Below are 15,519 nucleotides of genomic sequence, written 5' to 3'. Positions count from 1 at the left end.
ATGGAAGGGAAGGACCGGACGTGGGATCTCCGAGCACGGGAGGAGCCGACCTCGACACCCTCGCCCGGGTCGTCGGTCGGGTGCGGAGCAACATCGAGCGGGTGATCGAGGGCAAGCCCGACGTGGTGACCTCCGCCCTGGTGGTGATGCTCGCCGAGGGCCACCTGCTGCTCGAGGACGTCCCGGGCGTCGGCAAGACCATGCTCAGCAAGGCGCTGGCCCGCAGCATCGACTGCACCGTCCGCCGCATCCAGTTCACCCCGGACCTGCTGCCCTCGGACGTCACGGGCGTCTCGGTGTTCAACCAGAACACCCGCGAGTTCGAGTTCCGCCCCGGCGGGGTCTTCGCCAACATCGTGGTCGGTGACGAGATCAACCGCGCCTCCCCCAAGACCCAGTCGGCGCTGCTGGAGTGCATGGAGGAGCGGCAGGTCACCGTCGACAGCGCGACGTACCAGCTCGACGCCCCCTTCATGGTCATCGCGACCCAGAACCCGATCGAGATGGAGGGCACCTACACCCTTCCCGAGGCCCAGCGGGACCGGTTCATGGCGCGGGTGTCGGTGGGCTACCCGGTGGAGGCCGCGGAGCTCGCGATGCTCGACACCCACACCACGAGCTCGCCGCTCGACGACCTCGAGCCGGTCACGAACGCCGCGGAGGTTCGCAAGATGCTCGGGATCGTCGGGTCGGTCTACGTCTCGCCCGCGGTCCAGCGCTACACGGTCGCGCTGACCTCGGCCACCCGGCGCTCCGAGGAGCTGACCCTGGGCGCCTCGCCGCGGGCGACCCTGCACCTGGTCCGCGCGGCCAAGGCGCTGGCGGCGATCCAGGGCCGTGACTACGTGCTGCCCGACGACGTGCGGACCCTCGCCCGGCCGGTGCTCGCGCACCGGCTGCTGCCGAGCGTGGAGGCGGCGATGAGCGGGCGCTCGCCCACGGCGATCCTCGACGGCGTGCTGACCGGCGTGCCGGTGCCCGAGGGGAACCGTGCGTGAGGCACTGGCCGGGCTGACCGTTCGCGGACGGTCGTTCGTGGCCGCCGGCCTCACCGCGATCGTGTGCGCGGTGGTGCTGGGCCAGGAGTCGCTGACCCGCGTCGGGGTGCTGGTGCTGGCGCTCCCGCTGGTCACCGCGGCGCTGCTCTCGCGCAGCAGGTACCGCCTCGCCTTGGTGCGCACCGTGACCCCGCGGCTGGTCGCGGCCGGTCAGCCCGCCCGGGTGAACCTCACGCTCACCAACGAGGGCCGCACCCCGAGCGGCGTCCTGCTGCTGGAGGACCACGTGCCCTACGTGCTCGGCACCCGCCCCCGGTTCGTGCTCGACGGCATCGGCCAGGGCTGGCGTCGGCACGTGACCTACCAGGTGCGCTCCGACGTGCGGGGCCGCTTCGAGATCGGTCCGATGACGGTCCGGGTCGGCGACCCCTTCGGGCTCGTCGAGCTCGGCCGGTCCTTCCACACCACGGTGCCGCTCACGGTCACCCCGCGCACGGTCCCGCTCCCCTCGATCCCGCTCGGCGGCGCCTGGGACGGGACCGGCGACAACCGTCCCCGGGCGTTCGCCACCGGCAGCGCGGAGGACGTGACCGTGCGCGAGTACCGCCTCGGTGACGACCTGCGCCGGGTGCACTGGCGCAGCTCGGCCCGGGTCGGCGAGCTGATGGTGCGTCGCGAGGAGCAGCCCTGGCAGTCGCGCGCCACGCTCTTCCTGGACACCCGGCTGCGTGCCCACCGCGGCCAGGGCGTCGCCTCCTCGCTCGAGGCCGCGGTGTCGACCGCCGCCTCGGTCGCCGTGCACCTGAGCCAGCGCGGCTACAGCGTGCGGCTGGTGACGGCGACCGGCGAGGACCCCAGCAGCGCGTGGCACCTGCGCGAGGCCGGGGTGAACACGGCGCCGCTGCTGGAGGCGCTGGCGGTCGTCCAGCCGGTGCACCAGCCGCTGCTGGACACCAGCTGGCTCACCGACGCCGGCCACGGCGGGCTGACCATCGGGGTGTTCGGCAGCATCGAGGCCACCGACGTCCCCGTCGTACGCCGGATGCAGCTGCACGCCGGGTCGGCCCTGGCCGTCGCGCTGGACGTCGACGCCTGGTCGGCCCCCGGACGCGCCGACGGCGGTTCGGCCCCGGTCCTCGCCCAGCAGGGCTGGCGTGCGGCCTCGCTCGGCCCGCGCGACCGGCTGGACAACGTGTGGCAGGAGCTGGGCCGCAGCAGCGCGACGCTCCCCCGCTCCTCAGCATCCGTGGTGTCGTCCACACCGCGACGGGTCGTGCGATGACCGGGCGGCGCGGGGCGCTGGCCCCGGGACTGCGGCTGGCCGGGGTCGCGGCCGCGACCACCTGGGTCGCGATGTGGTCGTGGGCCGGCTTCAGCGAGCTGCCCGGAAGGTTCCTGGGCCCGCTGCTGGTGCTGGCCGCCGTGATCGCGGGGGTCGGGGCGGTGGCCCGCTGGCAGCGTCTGCCGTCCGCCGCGGTCGTCGGGCTCCAGCTGCTCGGCTCGACGCTGCTGTGCAGCACCATGCTCTGCGGGTCGCCGCTGCCGGTCGGCAGCGCCTGGCTCCGGCTCCACCAGCAGCTCGCGGCGGCCATGGACTCCGCCCAGCGGTACGCCGCACCGGTGCCCGTCCAAGCCCCGGGCGTGCATCCCCTGCTCATCATCGGCGGCCTGGTCTGCCTGCTCCTGGTCGACGTGCTGGCCTGCACGCTGCGACGCGCGCCCCTGGCCGGGCTGCCGCTGCTGACCGTCTACAGCGTCCCGGTCAGCCTCGTGGGCGGCAGCGTCTCCTGGTGGGTCTTCGCGCTCACCGCGGCGGGGTTCCTGGCGATGCTGTTCCTCCAGGAGAGCGAGCAGGTGTCCCGCTGGGGCCGGCCGCTGGGGCAGGACCCCGCCCAGGCGGATCCGAGCGGCTTCGGGGTCAGCACCGGCGCGGTGCGGACCAGCGCCGGGACCATCGGCTCCGTCGCCACCGCGCTCGCGCTCGTGGTCCCGGTGCTGATCCCCACCTGGGGCCTGCACCTGCTCGACGGCGGCCGCGGTCCCGGAGACGGCCAGGACATCGCGATCAGCAACCCGATCACCGACCTGCGGCGCGACCTCCACCGCGGGGAGGACGTCCCCCTGCTGCGGGTGACCACCGACGACCCGAGCCCCAGCTACCTGCGGATCGCGGTGCTCAACCACTACGACGACGAGGAGTGGAGCGCCGGCACCCGCGACGTGCCGGCCAACAACCTGCCCGACGGCGACATGCCCGACCTGGTCGGGGTGGCCCCCACCGTCCCCCGCACCGAGTACCACTTCAACGTGTCGGTGCTGCCGTCGTTCCAATCCACCTGGCTGCCGACCCAGGCGCCGATCTCCCGCATCGTCGCCGACGGCGACTGGCGCTACGACCCCTCGACGATGGACTTCCTGGCCGGACAGCCCGGCCTGACCACGGCAGGGCTGCACTACTCGATGTCGGCGGTGAAGCTCGACCTCAGCGCCACCGACATGGCGCGCGCGGCGTCCTCGTCGGGCCTGGTGAGCCGTCACTACACCGACCTGCCGTCCGGGATCCCGACGATCGTGCGCACGCTGGCCAACCAGGTGACCCGGGACGCCCCCAGCCGCTACGAGAAGGCGGTCGCCCTGCAGAACTGGTTCCGCGAGGGATGGTGGCTTCACCTACTCGCTGGCCCAGGGGCCGTCGGGCAGCAGCACCAGCGACCTGGTCACCTTCCTGACCCCCGGCAACGGCGGACGGACCGGCTACTGCGAGCAGTTCGCGTCGGCGATGGCCGTCATGGCCCGGATGCTCGGCATCCCGGCGCGGGTCGCGGTCGGCTTCCTCGAGCCCCGCCCGGTCGTCGGGAAGACGTGGGAGTACAGCGCCTACGACCTGCACGCCTGGCCGGAGCTGTTCTTCCCCGGCGCGGGGTGGGTCGCCTTCGAGCCGACCCCGGCCGGTGGGCACGACGGCCAGGCCACCCGCGCCCCGGCGTACACCCGGCAGCACGTGCCGGTCGTCAACCCGACGCAGCAGCCCAGCGCCCAGCCCGGCAACGACCTCCCGAACCGCGGCCGCCGCAGCGGCAGCTCGGCCGATGCCGCGCCGCAGGAGAACAAGCACTCCGCGCACCGGGACCCGTCGTTCCCCTGGGGCGCCGCGGCAGGCGGGCTCGGCGGCGTCCTGCTGCTGGCCCTGCTCGGCCTGGTCCCCCGGGCGGTGCGCCGGCTGCGCCGCGAGCGCGCGCTCACGGGAGGGCCCGAGGAGGCCTGGGCGGAGCTGCGGGCCACGACGCTCGACCTCGGCCTGCCCTGGCCCGAGGCCCGCTCACCGCGGGAGACGCGGGACCGGCTGGTGCCGTTCCTCGGCGCGCCGGTGGACGCCGGCACCGCGGAGCGGCCGGCGCACGGCGCCCGGGTGGCGCCGGAGGGGGTGGCCGCGCTCGGCCGGCTGGTCCGCGCCGTGGAGCTCTCGCGCTACGCGCGGCGGTCGGAGGAGTCCGGCTCGCTGCGCCAGGACCTCGAGGCCTGCCTGGCCGCGCTCGCCGGGGGCGCCTCGCGAGCAGCCCGCCGCCGGGCCGAGTGGTGGCCCCGGTCGGTGCTCACCCGCGAGGGCCGGGGGACGTCCGGAGACCTCGACGCCACGACGGTGCAGGCGACGTACGGCGGGGTGGTCGACCACGTCGGGTGACCCCGCCGGGGGTCACCAGCCGCCGTTCTCCTCGCGGCGTCGGCGCCAGCGGTCCTCGACGCGCTCCATGAACGTGCCGCCGGCGCGGGCGCGTCTGCTGCGGCGCAGCCGGCTGGACCGGCCGCCGTCGATGACGGTGAAGCCGTGGGCGGGGTGGCCGGCGGAGCGGGGCTCGGCGTGACCGGCCCGGCGACCCCGGAGCGCGGTGACCGCGATCGTGGCCGAGCCGAGCATGACCACGAAGCCGGCGATGCCGACCGGGGTGATCCGGGCGATGGCACCGGTCATCAGCACGACGATGCCGATGACGAAGCAGACGCCGGCGACGATGGCCCGGCGACGAGCCGAGCGCCTCAGCGAGGTGCCGCGCAGCGTGGAGGCGAGCTTGGGATCCTCCTCGACCAGCGCGCGCTCCATCTGCTCGAGCAGTCGGAGCTCCTCTTCCGAGAGCGGCACCGGTTCCTCCACGGTCGACTCAAGCCAGAGCAGTGGCGCTGGTAGGGGGTGGCATCAGCCTGACTCAAGTCTAGGCAGCGGCTGGTGATCCCGGTAGCCGGGAGGGGAAATTCATGACGGATCGGTGTCCGGGGACGTCCGGCGGGTCACCGGGGGCTCACGAGAGCAGGCTGGCCGGGCGCACCGCCGCGGAGCCGAACCGGCGCGCCGCCCGGTCCACGGCCCGGTCCGCCTCCGACCAGCCGTGCTCGCGCTCCCCGAGGACCAGTTGCCGCTGGACCGTCTCCCGCGGCACCAGGCCCTCGACCCGCACCCCCACCAGCCGGAGCCGGGCCCGCTGCAGGCCCAGGGCGTCGTACAGCCGGACGGCGGTGCGGTAGACCTCCTGCGTCACGTCGGTGCCCTCCGGCAGGGTCCTGGACCGGGTGATCGTGGTGAAGTCGGCGAAGCGCAGCTTGAGGGTGACCGTGCGGCCGGCCACCCCCGCCACCCGCATCCGGCCGGTCACCCTGGCCGAGAGCCGCAGCAGCTCGCGCAACACCACCTCCCGGTCGTCGGTGTCCCGATCGAAGGTCTCGTCGGCCCCCATCGACCGGTCCGGCTCGTCCGGGCCCCGGCGCGCGGTGACCACCCGGCGATCGGTGCCCCAGGCGAGCTCGTGGAGGTGGCTGCCCAGCCCGGCGCCCACCGCGCGCTGGAGGGTGCGCAGGGGGATGTGGGCGACGTCGCCGACGGTGACCAGGCCCAGCCGGTGCAGCATCGCCCGGGTCTTCTCCCCCACCCCCCACAGCTCCCCCACGTCGAGGGGGTGCAGGAAGGAGGTGATCTCCTCCGGCGGGACCACCAGCACGCCGTCGGGCTTCGCACGCCGGCTGGCGAGCTTGGCCACCGACACCACGGCCGCCACCCCGACCGAGCAGGTGATGCCCTGCTCGTCGTGGATGGTCGCCCGCAGCTGCTCGGCGATCTCCAGCGGAGTCCCGAGCCGGCGCGCCGCGCCGCGCACGTCGAGGAACGCCTCGTCCAGCGACAGCGCCTCCACCAGCGGGGTGACCCGGCGGAAGCACTCCATCACTGCCGCGGAGACCTGGCCGAGGAGCTCGAAGTCGGGCGCGAGCACCACGGCGTGGGGACACATCCGCCGGGCCCGGGTCATCGGCATCGCCGAGCGCACCCCGTGCAGGCGGGCGGCGTAGCTGGCCGAGAGCACCACCCCCCGGCTGCCGCCCCCGACGATCACGGGCCGGTCGTGCAGGTCGGGCCGATCGCGCGTGGCCACGGACGCGTAGAAGGCGTCCATGTCGACGTGGAGGATCGGGCACCGCAGGGACGGGTCGGTCATCCGAGCCTCCCGCAGCAGGATCCCCCGCGGCAGAGCCGAGTCGGCGGAAATGTTCGGAGGAGCGAAGCGGGGGAGGACATTTGCGCCGACTCGGCGAGGTGTCCACGGCCTGCGAGCCGGGAACGGGCCTTCAGCAGAGGGGGTCTGCCTGAACCGCAACCACCGCGGCTGCAGACAACTCCCCCGAGTCGGCTCCGCTCATCGCTGCGCGATGAGGTGCACCTGGGTCGCGAGCGGGAGGTACTCGGGTCGCTCGGCGACGGCGCGCTCGAGCTCGACCAGCGCCGCGGTGGCACCGGGCTCGAGGTCGAGCAGCGAGCCGGGCACCAGGTCGGCGAAGATCCGGATCCCGTGGGCCGACACCGGCTCGAAGCCGGCGTCGCCGAGCAGGGTGTCGAGCTCCTCGCGGGTGAAGCGGCGCCCCGACCGGCCGGCGGCGGTGGGGTCGTCGAGCAGCGCCAGGGCCTGACCGAAGTGGCCGGCCATCGCCCGGGCGACCACGGCGGCGTGCCGCTGGGCGACCAGCAGGCTGAGAGCGCCACCGGGTCGCAGCACCCGGTGGATCGACGCCAGCGCGGCGGCGGGGTCGTCGACGACCTCGAGCACCCCGTGACAGAGCACCATGTCGGCGCTGTCGGGGCCGACGAGGTCCAGCAGCGTGGAGAGGTCGCCCTGCTGGCCGGTGACGGTGACCCCGCGCTCGCGGGCGCGGCGGTCCAGCGAGGCCAGCGCATCGGGGCTGGGGTCGACCACCGAGACCCGGTGGCCGAGCTCGGCCACCCGGACGGCGAACCCCCCGGTGCCACCGCCGATGTCGACGACGTCGCGGGGCTCGTCCCCGAGGACGGGCAGCAAAGCCTCCCAGACGACGGCGGTACGGGCAGCGCCCCTGCGTTCGCTGGGTCGTTCGCCGGGTCGTTCGTTGGGTCGTTCGCCGGGTCGCTCGCTGGATCGGACGCTCTCGGGCATGCCCCACACCCTAGGGCCTCGGCCGGGAGGGACGCGGGGACGGGACGGCTCATCCGGGGCTCCCGGAGCTGCGATGCCACAGCTTGCGCGCAACATCCTTCGTGGACTCCCCCGCCGGCTTGACGTCGGCGTACGGCGAGAGCTTGAACCCGCTGGAGTGCACCAGCACCCGGCGCCGGCCCATGCCGCCGGCCGCGCTGGGGTGGTGCTCGGAGTCCTCGCCTGCCCCCTCGCCCGCGCCGGTCCCCGGGAACGACTGCGGCCGAGCCATCACCGGCCGGGTGGCCCGGCTCTCGGCGGCACCGGCGACGGCTTCCTCGATCCCGACACCGGTGAACCCCTCCGGCACCACGGCCATCACCTCGTGGACCGCGGCCAGCCCCTCAGGGCCGCCGCCGTGGGCGCGCCACAGCGCGAACAGCTCGGGCAGCTCCCAGCAGCCGGTGGCACGCAGCGAGACCCCGCGCCGGCCGGTCCGTCGCAGCACGCCGCGGACCACCAGCAGCCAGGAGTGGAACACGGTGGCGGCGTACGGGCCCTGGGCGTCCTCGAAGAAGGTCGCGTCGACCGGGCCGGTGGCGTCGTCGAGGGTCAGGAAGACGACCCGTCGCCCCGACCGGATCGGCGGGGTCTGGGTGGCGACCTTGACCCCGGCGACCAGCAGCTCGGAACGGCTGCGCCGGAGGAGCAGGTCGCGGCTGCGGGTCACCCCGAGCTCGTCGAGGAACCGGCCGTAGGTCTCCATCACGTGCCGGCTGGCGTCGAGGCCGAGGATCTCCAGCTCCGCGCGCATCTTCTCCTCCGCGGTCATCTCCGGCAGGCCGCCGGCGATCCCGTCGGAGCCCGGCTCGTCGCCGAGGTCGAGGGTGAGCTGCACCGAGGTGACCGGGGGCGGCGGCGGGGTGGCGCGCGACTGCGCCGACGCGCGCGCCCACACCCCCGCTCGGGTGGTTCCTGAGGAGGCGAGGGACGAGCCGTCTCGAAGGGCGAGCGGGTGCCGCTCCAGCGCCGGGGCGGCCTCCCGGGTCGCCGGGTCGGTGCTGTTGCGGGCCGCGGCGTCCAGCGCGCGCGCCCGGGCCGGGTCGACCGCGGCGGCGACCCGGCGTCCGGCCAGCCCGCGCCCCCGGCCGGCCCGCTCGACCGCGCGGGTGTGCCGGTCGAGCTCGGCGACCTGCAGCAACAGGTCGCGCCGGGTCACCCGGCCACGCCGGCGGACCTCGCCCTCGGGGCCGGCGGGGCCGCCGCCGATGCCGTGCACGGAGTCGAGGCCGCCGGCGAGCACCAGCCGCTCCACGATCGGCCGGGACACCCGGGCGCGGTGCCAGAAGTCGGTCAGCGAGTGGTAGGGCCGGGCGGCGACGATGCGCTCCACCTCGGCCTCGCTGATGCCCTTCACCTCGGCCAGAGAGAGGCGGATCCCGTAGTCCCACTCCTGCCCACGAGCGGCGCCGGAGCGCCCGTCGAGCGACGACACCGCCGCGAGAGGCCGCGGCTGGAGTCGCTCGACGGCGTACTCCTTCTCGCTGGCGTTCACGTCGAGCCCGAGCACGGCGATGCCGAGCTGGCGAGCGTCCTCGAGGATCAGCCGCTTGGGGTACATGCCCGGGTCGTGGGTGAGCACGCCGGCCAGGAAGTGGGCCGGCCAGTGCGCCTTGAGCCAGGCCGACTGGAAGGTCGGCAGCGCGAACGCCGCGGCGTGGGCCTTGCAGAAGCCGAACGACGCGAACGCCTCCAGGATCCGCCAGATCCCCTCGACCACGGGCAGGGAGTAGCCCTGGGCCAGCACCCGGGGGAAGAACCACAGCTTGGTCTGGGCCATCCCGTCGGCGTCACCGAGCGCCCGCCGGGCCTCGTCGGCCTCGGCGTAGGAGAGCCGGGCGAAGCGCGCGATGATCTCGATGACCTGTTCGTGGAAGACCACCACGCCGTGGGTCTGGCCGAGGATCGGTCGCAGGTCCTCGTGGAGGTACGACGGAGCCCGCCAGCCCTGCTTGGCGTCGAGGTACGGCGTGATCATGTCGCTCTTGACCGGCCCGGGCCGGAACAGCGAGATGTCGGTGATGATGTCCTCGAAGGACTCGATGCCGGACCTGCCGACCAGCTCCCGCTGGCCGGGCGACTCGATCTGGAAGACGCCCAGGGTCCGGGCGCTCGAGATCATCGCGTAGGTCTCGGCGTCGTCGAAGGGCACCTGCTCCTCGTCGTCGAGGTCGATCTCCACGCCGTCGACGCGCCGGATCTCGGTGAGGGCGTGGGCCATCGAGGACTGCATCCGGATGCCGAGCACGTCGAGCTTGAGCAGGCCGAGGTCCTCGACGTCGTCCTTGTCGAACTGGCTCATGGGGAAGCCGGCGTAGGACGCCTCCACCGGGGTGCGGTCGAGCAGGGTGGCGTCGGAGAGCAGCACCCCGCACGGGTGCACGGCGATGTGGCGGGGCAGCCCGTCGAGCCGCTCGACCAGCCGGAACATCAGGTCGAGCCGCTGCTCCCCCAGCCCGCTGGCGCGCAGCTCGGGCAGCTCGCGCAGCGCCACCCGGGCGTCGCGGGCCCGGATGTGCGGGAACGCCTTGGCGATCGCGTCGATCTCACCGGGCGGCATGCCCAGCGCGGCGCCGACGTCCCGCACGGCGTGGCGGACCCGGTAGGTGTCCATCATCGAGACGCACACGCACCGCTCCCCGCCGTAGCGGTCGAGGATCCGCTCGTAGACCTCCAGCCGGCGGGCGGACTCGACGTCGACGTCGATGTCGGGCAGCGCCTGGCGCAGCGGTGAGAGGAACCGCTCCATGAGCAGGCCGTGGCGGATCGGGTCGACCCCGGATATGCCGAGCAGGTAGTTGACCAGGCTGCCGGCGCCCGAGCCGCGGGCCGCGCAGCGCACGCCCATCTCGCGGATCAGGTCGGTGACGTCGCCGACGGTGAGGAAGTACGACGCGTAGCCGAGCCCGCGGATCATCTCCAGCTCGTCGTCGAGCCGCTTCCAGACCACCTGCCTCGGCGCGGAGCCGTAGCGGTCGCCCAATGCGCTCTCGCACCGGGCCCGCAGCAGCGCGTCGGCCGGGCTCGCCCCCGGGGTGGGCCGGCGCGTGGCCTCGCCGCCGGCGAGCCGGAACTCCGGGAAGTGCACCTCCCCCAGCCCCAGGTCGGCACGGGGGTCCAGCGCGCACCGGTCGGCCACCGCGCGGGTGCGGGCGAGCAGCCGCCGGGCCTCTGCGGCCGGGTCGGCGGCCAGGCCGGCGAGCCGGCAGACCTCCTCGGCGACCTCGGTCATCTCCTTGCCGGACTTCAGGTAGCCCTCGGCGTTGCCCCGGTCGACGTGGCGCCGGTCCAGCGCGACCAGGCGCCGGGCGGCGTCGAGGACGTCGACGGTCGGGGCGTCGGCGCGGTCGGCGTAGCGGACCGCGTTGGTGAGCACCGTCTGCAGGCCGGCCTCCCGCGCCTGCACCGCCATCCGGGCCGCGTGGGGCGCGCTCCCCGGCCCCCAGCCCCCGCCCGTGGCGCCGCGCCGGTGGGAGACCAGCTCGACGAGCAGGTCCTCCGCGGGCACCAGCGCGCGCCACGGGGCCAGGGCGGCCCGGGCCAGGTCGTCGCGGCGACGCGCCGCGGCGGTCCCCAGCTCCGAGGCCGGCCCCAGCAGCACCAGCAGGTCACCGGAGCCGAGCAGCTCGGCCACCTCCGGCAGCCCGGGGTCGAGCACGGGGGCCCCGCGCTCGCCGGCCAGGTGCGTGGCCGAGACCAGCCGGCACAGGGCCGCCCACCCGGCCCGGCCGGCGGCCAGCAACGTCACCCGGGGCAGCCGGGGGTCGCGGAAGGCGCCGCCCCGGACCGGGGTCCGCGGTCGCCCGGCCGGTTGCCCGTCCGGTCGCTCGCCGGGCAGGACCGGCCGGTGGGCGAGGTCCACGCCGAGCACCGGGCGGACCCCGGCGGCCAGGCACGCCTTGGCGAACTTCACCGCGCCGTAGGTGCCGTCGCGATCGGTGAGCGCGAGCGTGTCCATCTCGTGCTCGACCGCACGCTCGACCAGCGTGTGCGGGTGTGACGCGCCGTACTGCAGGGAGTAGCCGGAGGCCACGTGGAGGTGGGGGAACGGGTCGGTCACGGCTCGCCTCAACTCACGTGCCGGACCAGCTGGACCGCCGCCGGGGCGTGCGGGACCAGCCCGAGGCACTGCTCGACCACCGCGAGGAAGCGGTCCGCGTCACGGACCAGGTCGTCGGCCTCGCGCTCGCTCACCGCCCGGGTGGAGCCCGCCTCCGCGGCCGCCCGCTTGGCGGCGCCGGCGGCGAAGAAGTGGGCCCACTCGGCCAGCTCGGGGGCCACCTCGGCCAGCAGCACCCAAGCATTCTTCTGGGAGGCGCTCCTCTGCGGACGCCGGCGCGGGGCCGGCTGGGCGCGCGCCGCCAGCAACGCGGCCGTGGCCCGCAGCGCCGCCACGTGGGCGCAGGCGTAGCGGGTCGGCACCTCGGTGGCGGCCATCGCCTCGCTCAGCGACTCCGCGGCCCGCGCCAGGTAGGAGTGGGTCGTGGCCGGCAGGGCGTAGGGGTTGGGGTTGGGGGTGGGATTGGGGGTGAGGACGTCCATGGCTCCTCCCCTCAGTCCACGCAGCCGACGAGCTGCCAGCGCCCGTCGGACCAGTCGAAGGAGAGGTCGAAGACCCCGCCGCCCCCGGAGATCCCGTCACCGGCGGCCGGCCCGGCACCGCGGCCGGCCTCGACCCGCCAGAGCTCGCGCTCGACCAGCAGGTCCCCCGCCGGCCCCACGGCCCGGTCCCCCTCCCGGGCGTCGTCGGAGCCGACCACCGCACGCACGCCGGAGGACTGCCACCACGGCGCCGTCTCCACCCAGTGCGCGAGCACGGCGCGCACCTTCCACAACCGTCCGCGCCAGAGGAACTGCTCGGGTCCCTCCACGCCTGTCACCAGTCCCCGTCGTACCTCCACGGGGTCGTCGTACCGCCTCATCCGTGCCGCCTCCTGCGCCCGATCTCGACCCCGGACACCGACCCGGGGCCCGCAGGCCCGACCGCCGGCCGGCCCGGGCCTGCCCGGGCCGGCCCGGTGGGGACGGGGTCGAGGTCGCCCCCACCAGGCGGAGTCGAACGTTTGTTCGAACTACTCCGAACGGTACACCTCGCCACGGACAGCCCGTCAACACCGATCGGGGACTGGGGACTGGGACTGGGCGCGGGGACCGAGGATCGGCGTCGGGCACGCCGAGGACCCCGTCCTCCCGGGCGGGGTCAGGTGGTCGGGACAGGCCTAGGCGGAGGGCCGCGTCGGCGCCGGGTCGGACTCCCAGGAGCCGTTGACGTAGGCGCTGGTCGCGGGCAGCCAGAGGCAGACCAGCAGGGCGAGGTCGAGCGCCACCCACACCACGGGGAGCACCAGGAACAGCGTGGGCGGGTCCGAGCGGAGCCCCGCCAGCGACACCACGGCCATGAAGATGCTCAGCCCGCTGAGCGCCAGCCGCGCCCAGGGATGCCCGCCGCGCAGGAAGCTGACCAGCACCCCCGCGAGCAGCGCGAAGACGCAGAAGAGGACGATCGCGACCGGCACGAACGCCGGTGGCTGCAGCGCGCCGCCGACGTCGGGGTGGCCGGTCTCCCAGGACCGGACGAGCCGGTCGCGGTAGACCACGGTCAGCAGCGCGGTCAGGCCACTGAGCACCACCATCGCGGCCAGGACCCCGATCGCACCGCTGATCGAGCGCGGCTGCTGCCGTCTCATGCACTCTCCTCTCCCGCACGACCGGTGACGGCGCGTGCGGAACTCGTGACCGGAACTCATGACTGGAACTCGTGGGCCGGAACCCGCGGATCGGCGGCCCCGCTTCTCGCTAGGGTCGCAGTATGACCACCGAGCACCCCGCGATCACCCGATTTCGAGACGAGCACCGCGCGCGGGGCGGCACCGGTGAGATCGTCATTCTCCCCGACTCGGTCCACACCGCCGCACTGGCGGCCGCCGCGCTGGGCTGCGAGACGGGTGCGATCGCCAACAGCCTGCTCTTCGACGCCGCCGGCTCCCCCGTGCTGATCCTCACCTCGGGCGCCCACCGCGTCGACACCGTGCGGGTGGCCGAGCGCCTCGGGCTCCCCGCGCTGGAGCGGGCCACGCCGGAGTTCGTCCGCGAGCACACCGGGCAGGTGATCGGCGGGGTCTCCCCCCTCGCCCACCCCGCACCGGTCCCGACGTACCTCGACTCCTGGCTGCAGAAGTACGACGTGGTCTGGGCCGCCGCCGGACACCCCGCGGCGGTGTTCTCCACGTCGTACGACGAGCTCCTCGCGCTCACCGGCGCGACCGTGGTCGAGGTCGAGTGAGCCGGGGCCGACCATGGAGATCTGGCTGAACCCCGCCTGCTCGAAGTGCCGCACGGCGGTCTCGGAGCTGGAGGCCGCCGGCGTCGGATACACCGTCCGTCGCTACCTGGAGGAGACCCCGACCGCCGGCGAGCTCGGCGAGGTGGTGACCCGGCTCGGGCTCGAGCCGTGGGACATCGCCCGCGAGAAGGAGGCCCGGGAGGCGGGCATCGACCTGCCGCGCGACGCGTCCGCCCGCGAGGCCTGGCTGGCCGCGCTCGCCGAGCACCCGCGCGCGATCCAGCGTCCGATCCTCACCGCCGACGACGGCACCACCGTGGTCGGCCGCGACGCCGGCTCCCTGGCCCGGGTGATCGACGCCGAGCGGCCCGGCTGAGCCACCGCGCCGTAGGGTGCACGCCATGGCGCGGGTCGTGGTGCTCGGAGGCGGCTTCGGCGGCATGGCGGCGGCGGCACGACTCGCCAAGCTCGGCCACCAGGTGACGCTGCTGGAGCGCGCCGGACAGCTCGGCGGTGCCCTCGCCGAGGTCCGCGCGGACGGCTTCGCCTGGGACGGCGGGCCCACCAGCGCGCTGCTGCCGGCCGTGGTGCGTGACCTGTTCCGCAAGTCCGGGCGGCCCCTGGAGCGCGAGCTGGAGCTGGTCCCCCTCGAGATCATCCGCGAGCACCGCTTCGAGGACGGCACCTCGCTCGCGCTCCCCGGTGGGTCCCGGGGGGCGCAGCTCCGCGCCTTCGACGCCCTCGGCGAGGGGCTGGGCCGGCGCTGGACCGATCACGTCCGCGCGCACGCCGAGGTCTGGGACGTGCTGCGCCGCAACTACCTGGAGCACCCCTGGGACCGCGACGACCTGTCCCCGGAGCTGGCACCGGTCCTCGCGAGCCGGCAGTCCCTGCGCCGCAGCCTGCGCAAGGCGTTCCGCGACGAGCGGCTGCGGCTGGTCGCCGGCCACCCGTTCGTCGCCGAGGGGCACGACCTGCGCGACGTGCCGGCCTGGCTCGGCGTCACCTCCTACGTCGAGCAGCGCTTCGGCGGCTGGACGCTCGTCGGCGGCATGACGGCGCTCGCGGCCGCCCTCGAGCGGCGGCTGGCGACCCGCAGGGTCGAGGTGCACACCGGGACCGAGGTCCGCGACCTGGTGGTCCGGGACGGCCGGGTGGTCGCGGTGGTCACCCCCGACGGCGAGCTGGACGCGGAGGTCGTGGTCTGCGCGGTGGACCCGAGACGGCTTCCGACGCTGGCGCCGTACGTCGAGCGGACCATGCCGGCGATCCCGCCGTCCGTCAGCCACGTCGGCCTCGAGGGGCCGGTCCCCGACCTGCCGCCGGAGCTGGTGCTGCACGGGGACCCGCTGCTGGTGGTGCGGCCCGGCGGCCGGGCCCCCGCGGGCCACACCGGGTGGACGATCCACGCCCGCGGCACGCTGCTCGAGGACGTGCTGGTGGCGCTGGCACGCCACGGCATCGACGTCCGCCGCCAGTTGGTCACCAGGCTCGACCGGTCCCCCCGGGAGCTGGTCGAGCAGTGGGGCGGCTCGCCGCTCGGGGTGCGGTGGCAGGGGCGCGCGACGGTGCGCCGCCGTCTCGGTCCGACCACCCCCGTGCCCGGGGTCTACGCCGCCGGGGCGCACGCCACCCCCGGCTCGGGCCTGCCCTTCGTCGGCCTCTCCGCCGCCCTGGTCGCCGAGGCCGTGGGCCCCGCCTGACCCCGGCTCCCCCGGGCCGGGCACCCGACGCCCGATAAGTCTCGGAT

The 15,519-nt window shown here is 75.0% G+C and carries 13 protein-coding genes and 1 pseudogene; 7 read left to right on the top strand and 7 right to left on the bottom strand.

Annotated features, from left to right (window positions below):
* The first annotated feature begins 20 nt into the window (after positions 1-20).
* The 4 genes and pseudogenes from BJZ21_RS07760 to BJZ21_RS20585 all read left to right on the top strand — a co-directional run bounded on the left by BJZ21_RS07760 (position 21) and on the right by BJZ21_RS20585 (position 4,680).
* Entirely contained in the window at positions 21-998 is a 978-nt protein-coding gene (locus BJZ21_RS07760) for an AAA family ATPase (RefSeq protein WP_179663212.1), read from the top strand.
* On the top strand, positions 991-2,280 hold the full coding sequence (locus BJZ21_RS07755; protein WP_179663211.1) for a DUF58 domain-containing protein: 1,290 nt from the start codon (positions 991-993) through the stop codon (positions 2,278-2,280). Before BJZ21_RS07760 ends, BJZ21_RS07755 begins: the two co-directional genes overlap by 8 nt.
* Positions 2,277-3,419: pseudogene (locus BJZ21_RS21935) on the top strand (TgpA N-terminal domain-containing protein); the annotation flags it as partial. The gene BJZ21_RS07755 and the pseudogene BJZ21_RS21935, both read left to right, overlap by 4 nt.
* Before the next feature lie 256 nt (positions 3,420-3,675).
* Positions 3,676-4,680: a transglutaminase-like domain-containing protein gene (locus BJZ21_RS20585; RefSeq protein ID WP_218851792.1), complete on the top strand. Its 1,005-nt coding sequence runs from the start codon at positions 3,676-3,678 to the stop codon at positions 4,678-4,680.
* A gap of 12 nt (positions 4,681-4,692) precedes the next feature.
* Here BJZ21_RS20585 and BJZ21_RS07740 read toward each other — a convergent pair whose 3' ends face one another.
* From BJZ21_RS07740 to BJZ21_RS07710, 7 genes are all read right to left on the bottom strand, one after another.
* Positions 4,693-5,136, bottom strand: a complete 444-nt coding sequence (locus BJZ21_RS07740) for a DUF3040 domain-containing protein (protein WP_179663209.1) — start codon at positions 5,134-5,136, stop codon at positions 4,693-4,695.
* 157 nt (positions 5,137-5,293) lie between these two features.
* A complete protein-coding gene (gene dinB / locus BJZ21_RS07735) occupies positions 5,294-6,478 on the bottom strand; it encodes a DNA polymerase IV (protein ID WP_179663208.1) in 1,185 nt (394 codons plus the stop codon).
* Between the two features lie 198 nt (positions 6,479-6,676).
* Positions 6,677-7,447 (bottom strand): methyltransferase domain-containing protein, encoded by a 771-nt coding sequence (locus BJZ21_RS07730; RefSeq protein ID WP_179663207.1) that lies wholly within the window; start codon positions 7,445-7,447, stop codon positions 6,677-6,679.
* 49 nt (positions 7,448-7,496) lie between these two features.
* Positions 7,497-11,546 carry a DNA polymerase III subunit alpha gene (locus BJZ21_RS07725; RefSeq protein ID WP_179663206.1) on the bottom strand — a complete coding sequence of 1,350 codons (4,050 nt, stop codon included), beginning with the start codon at positions 11,544-11,546 and terminating at the stop codon, positions 7,497-7,499.
* A gap of 8 nt (positions 11,547-11,554) precedes the next feature.
* Entirely contained in the window at positions 11,555-12,028 is a 474-nt protein-coding gene (locus tag BJZ21_RS07720) for an SAV_6107 family HEPN domain-containing protein (protein ID WP_179663205.1), read from the bottom strand.
* Positions 12,029-12,039: 11 nt separating this feature from the next.
* The gene (locus BJZ21_RS07715; protein WP_179663204.1) at positions 12,040-12,408 is read right to left on the bottom strand and encodes a DUF6504 family protein; all 369 of its coding nucleotides are present in this window, start codon (positions 12,406-12,408) and stop codon (positions 12,040-12,042) included.
* A 297-nt stretch (positions 12,409-12,705) separates the two neighbouring features.
* A complete protein-coding gene (locus BJZ21_RS07710; RefSeq protein ID WP_179663203.1) occupies positions 12,706-13,173 on the bottom strand; it encodes a hypothetical protein in 468 nt (155 codons plus the stop codon).
* Positions 13,174-13,295: 122 nt separating this feature from the next.
* Here BJZ21_RS07710 and BJZ21_RS07705 point away from each other — a divergent pair, with 122 nt between their 5' ends.
* From BJZ21_RS07705 to BJZ21_RS07695, 3 genes are read left to right on the top strand one after another with little or no spacing between them, the layout of a single operon-like run.
* Positions 13,296-13,769: a YbaK/EbsC family protein gene (locus BJZ21_RS07705; RefSeq protein WP_179663202.1), complete on the top strand. Its 474-nt coding sequence runs from the start codon at positions 13,296-13,298 to the stop codon at positions 13,767-13,769.
* A gap of 13 nt (positions 13,770-13,782) precedes the next feature.
* A complete protein-coding gene (locus BJZ21_RS07700; protein ID WP_179663201.1) occupies positions 13,783-14,145 on the top strand; it encodes an ArsC/Spx/MgsR family protein in 363 nt (120 codons plus the stop codon).
* Positions 14,146-14,170: 25 nt separating this feature from the next.
* The gene (locus BJZ21_RS07695) at positions 14,171-15,472 is read left to right on the top strand and encodes a phytoene desaturase family protein (RefSeq protein ID WP_179663200.1); all 1,302 of its coding nucleotides are present in this window, start codon (positions 14,171-14,173) and stop codon (positions 15,470-15,472) included.
* Positions 15,473-15,519: the final 47 nt, after the last annotated feature.

Source organism: Nocardioides panaciterrulae (assembly GCF_013409645.1).
GTDB classification, from domain to species: Bacteria; Actinomycetota; Actinomycetes; order Propionibacteriales; family Nocardioidaceae; genus Nocardioides; species Nocardioides panaciterrulae.
This window is presented reverse-complemented; position numbering and strand designations above follow the sequence as displayed.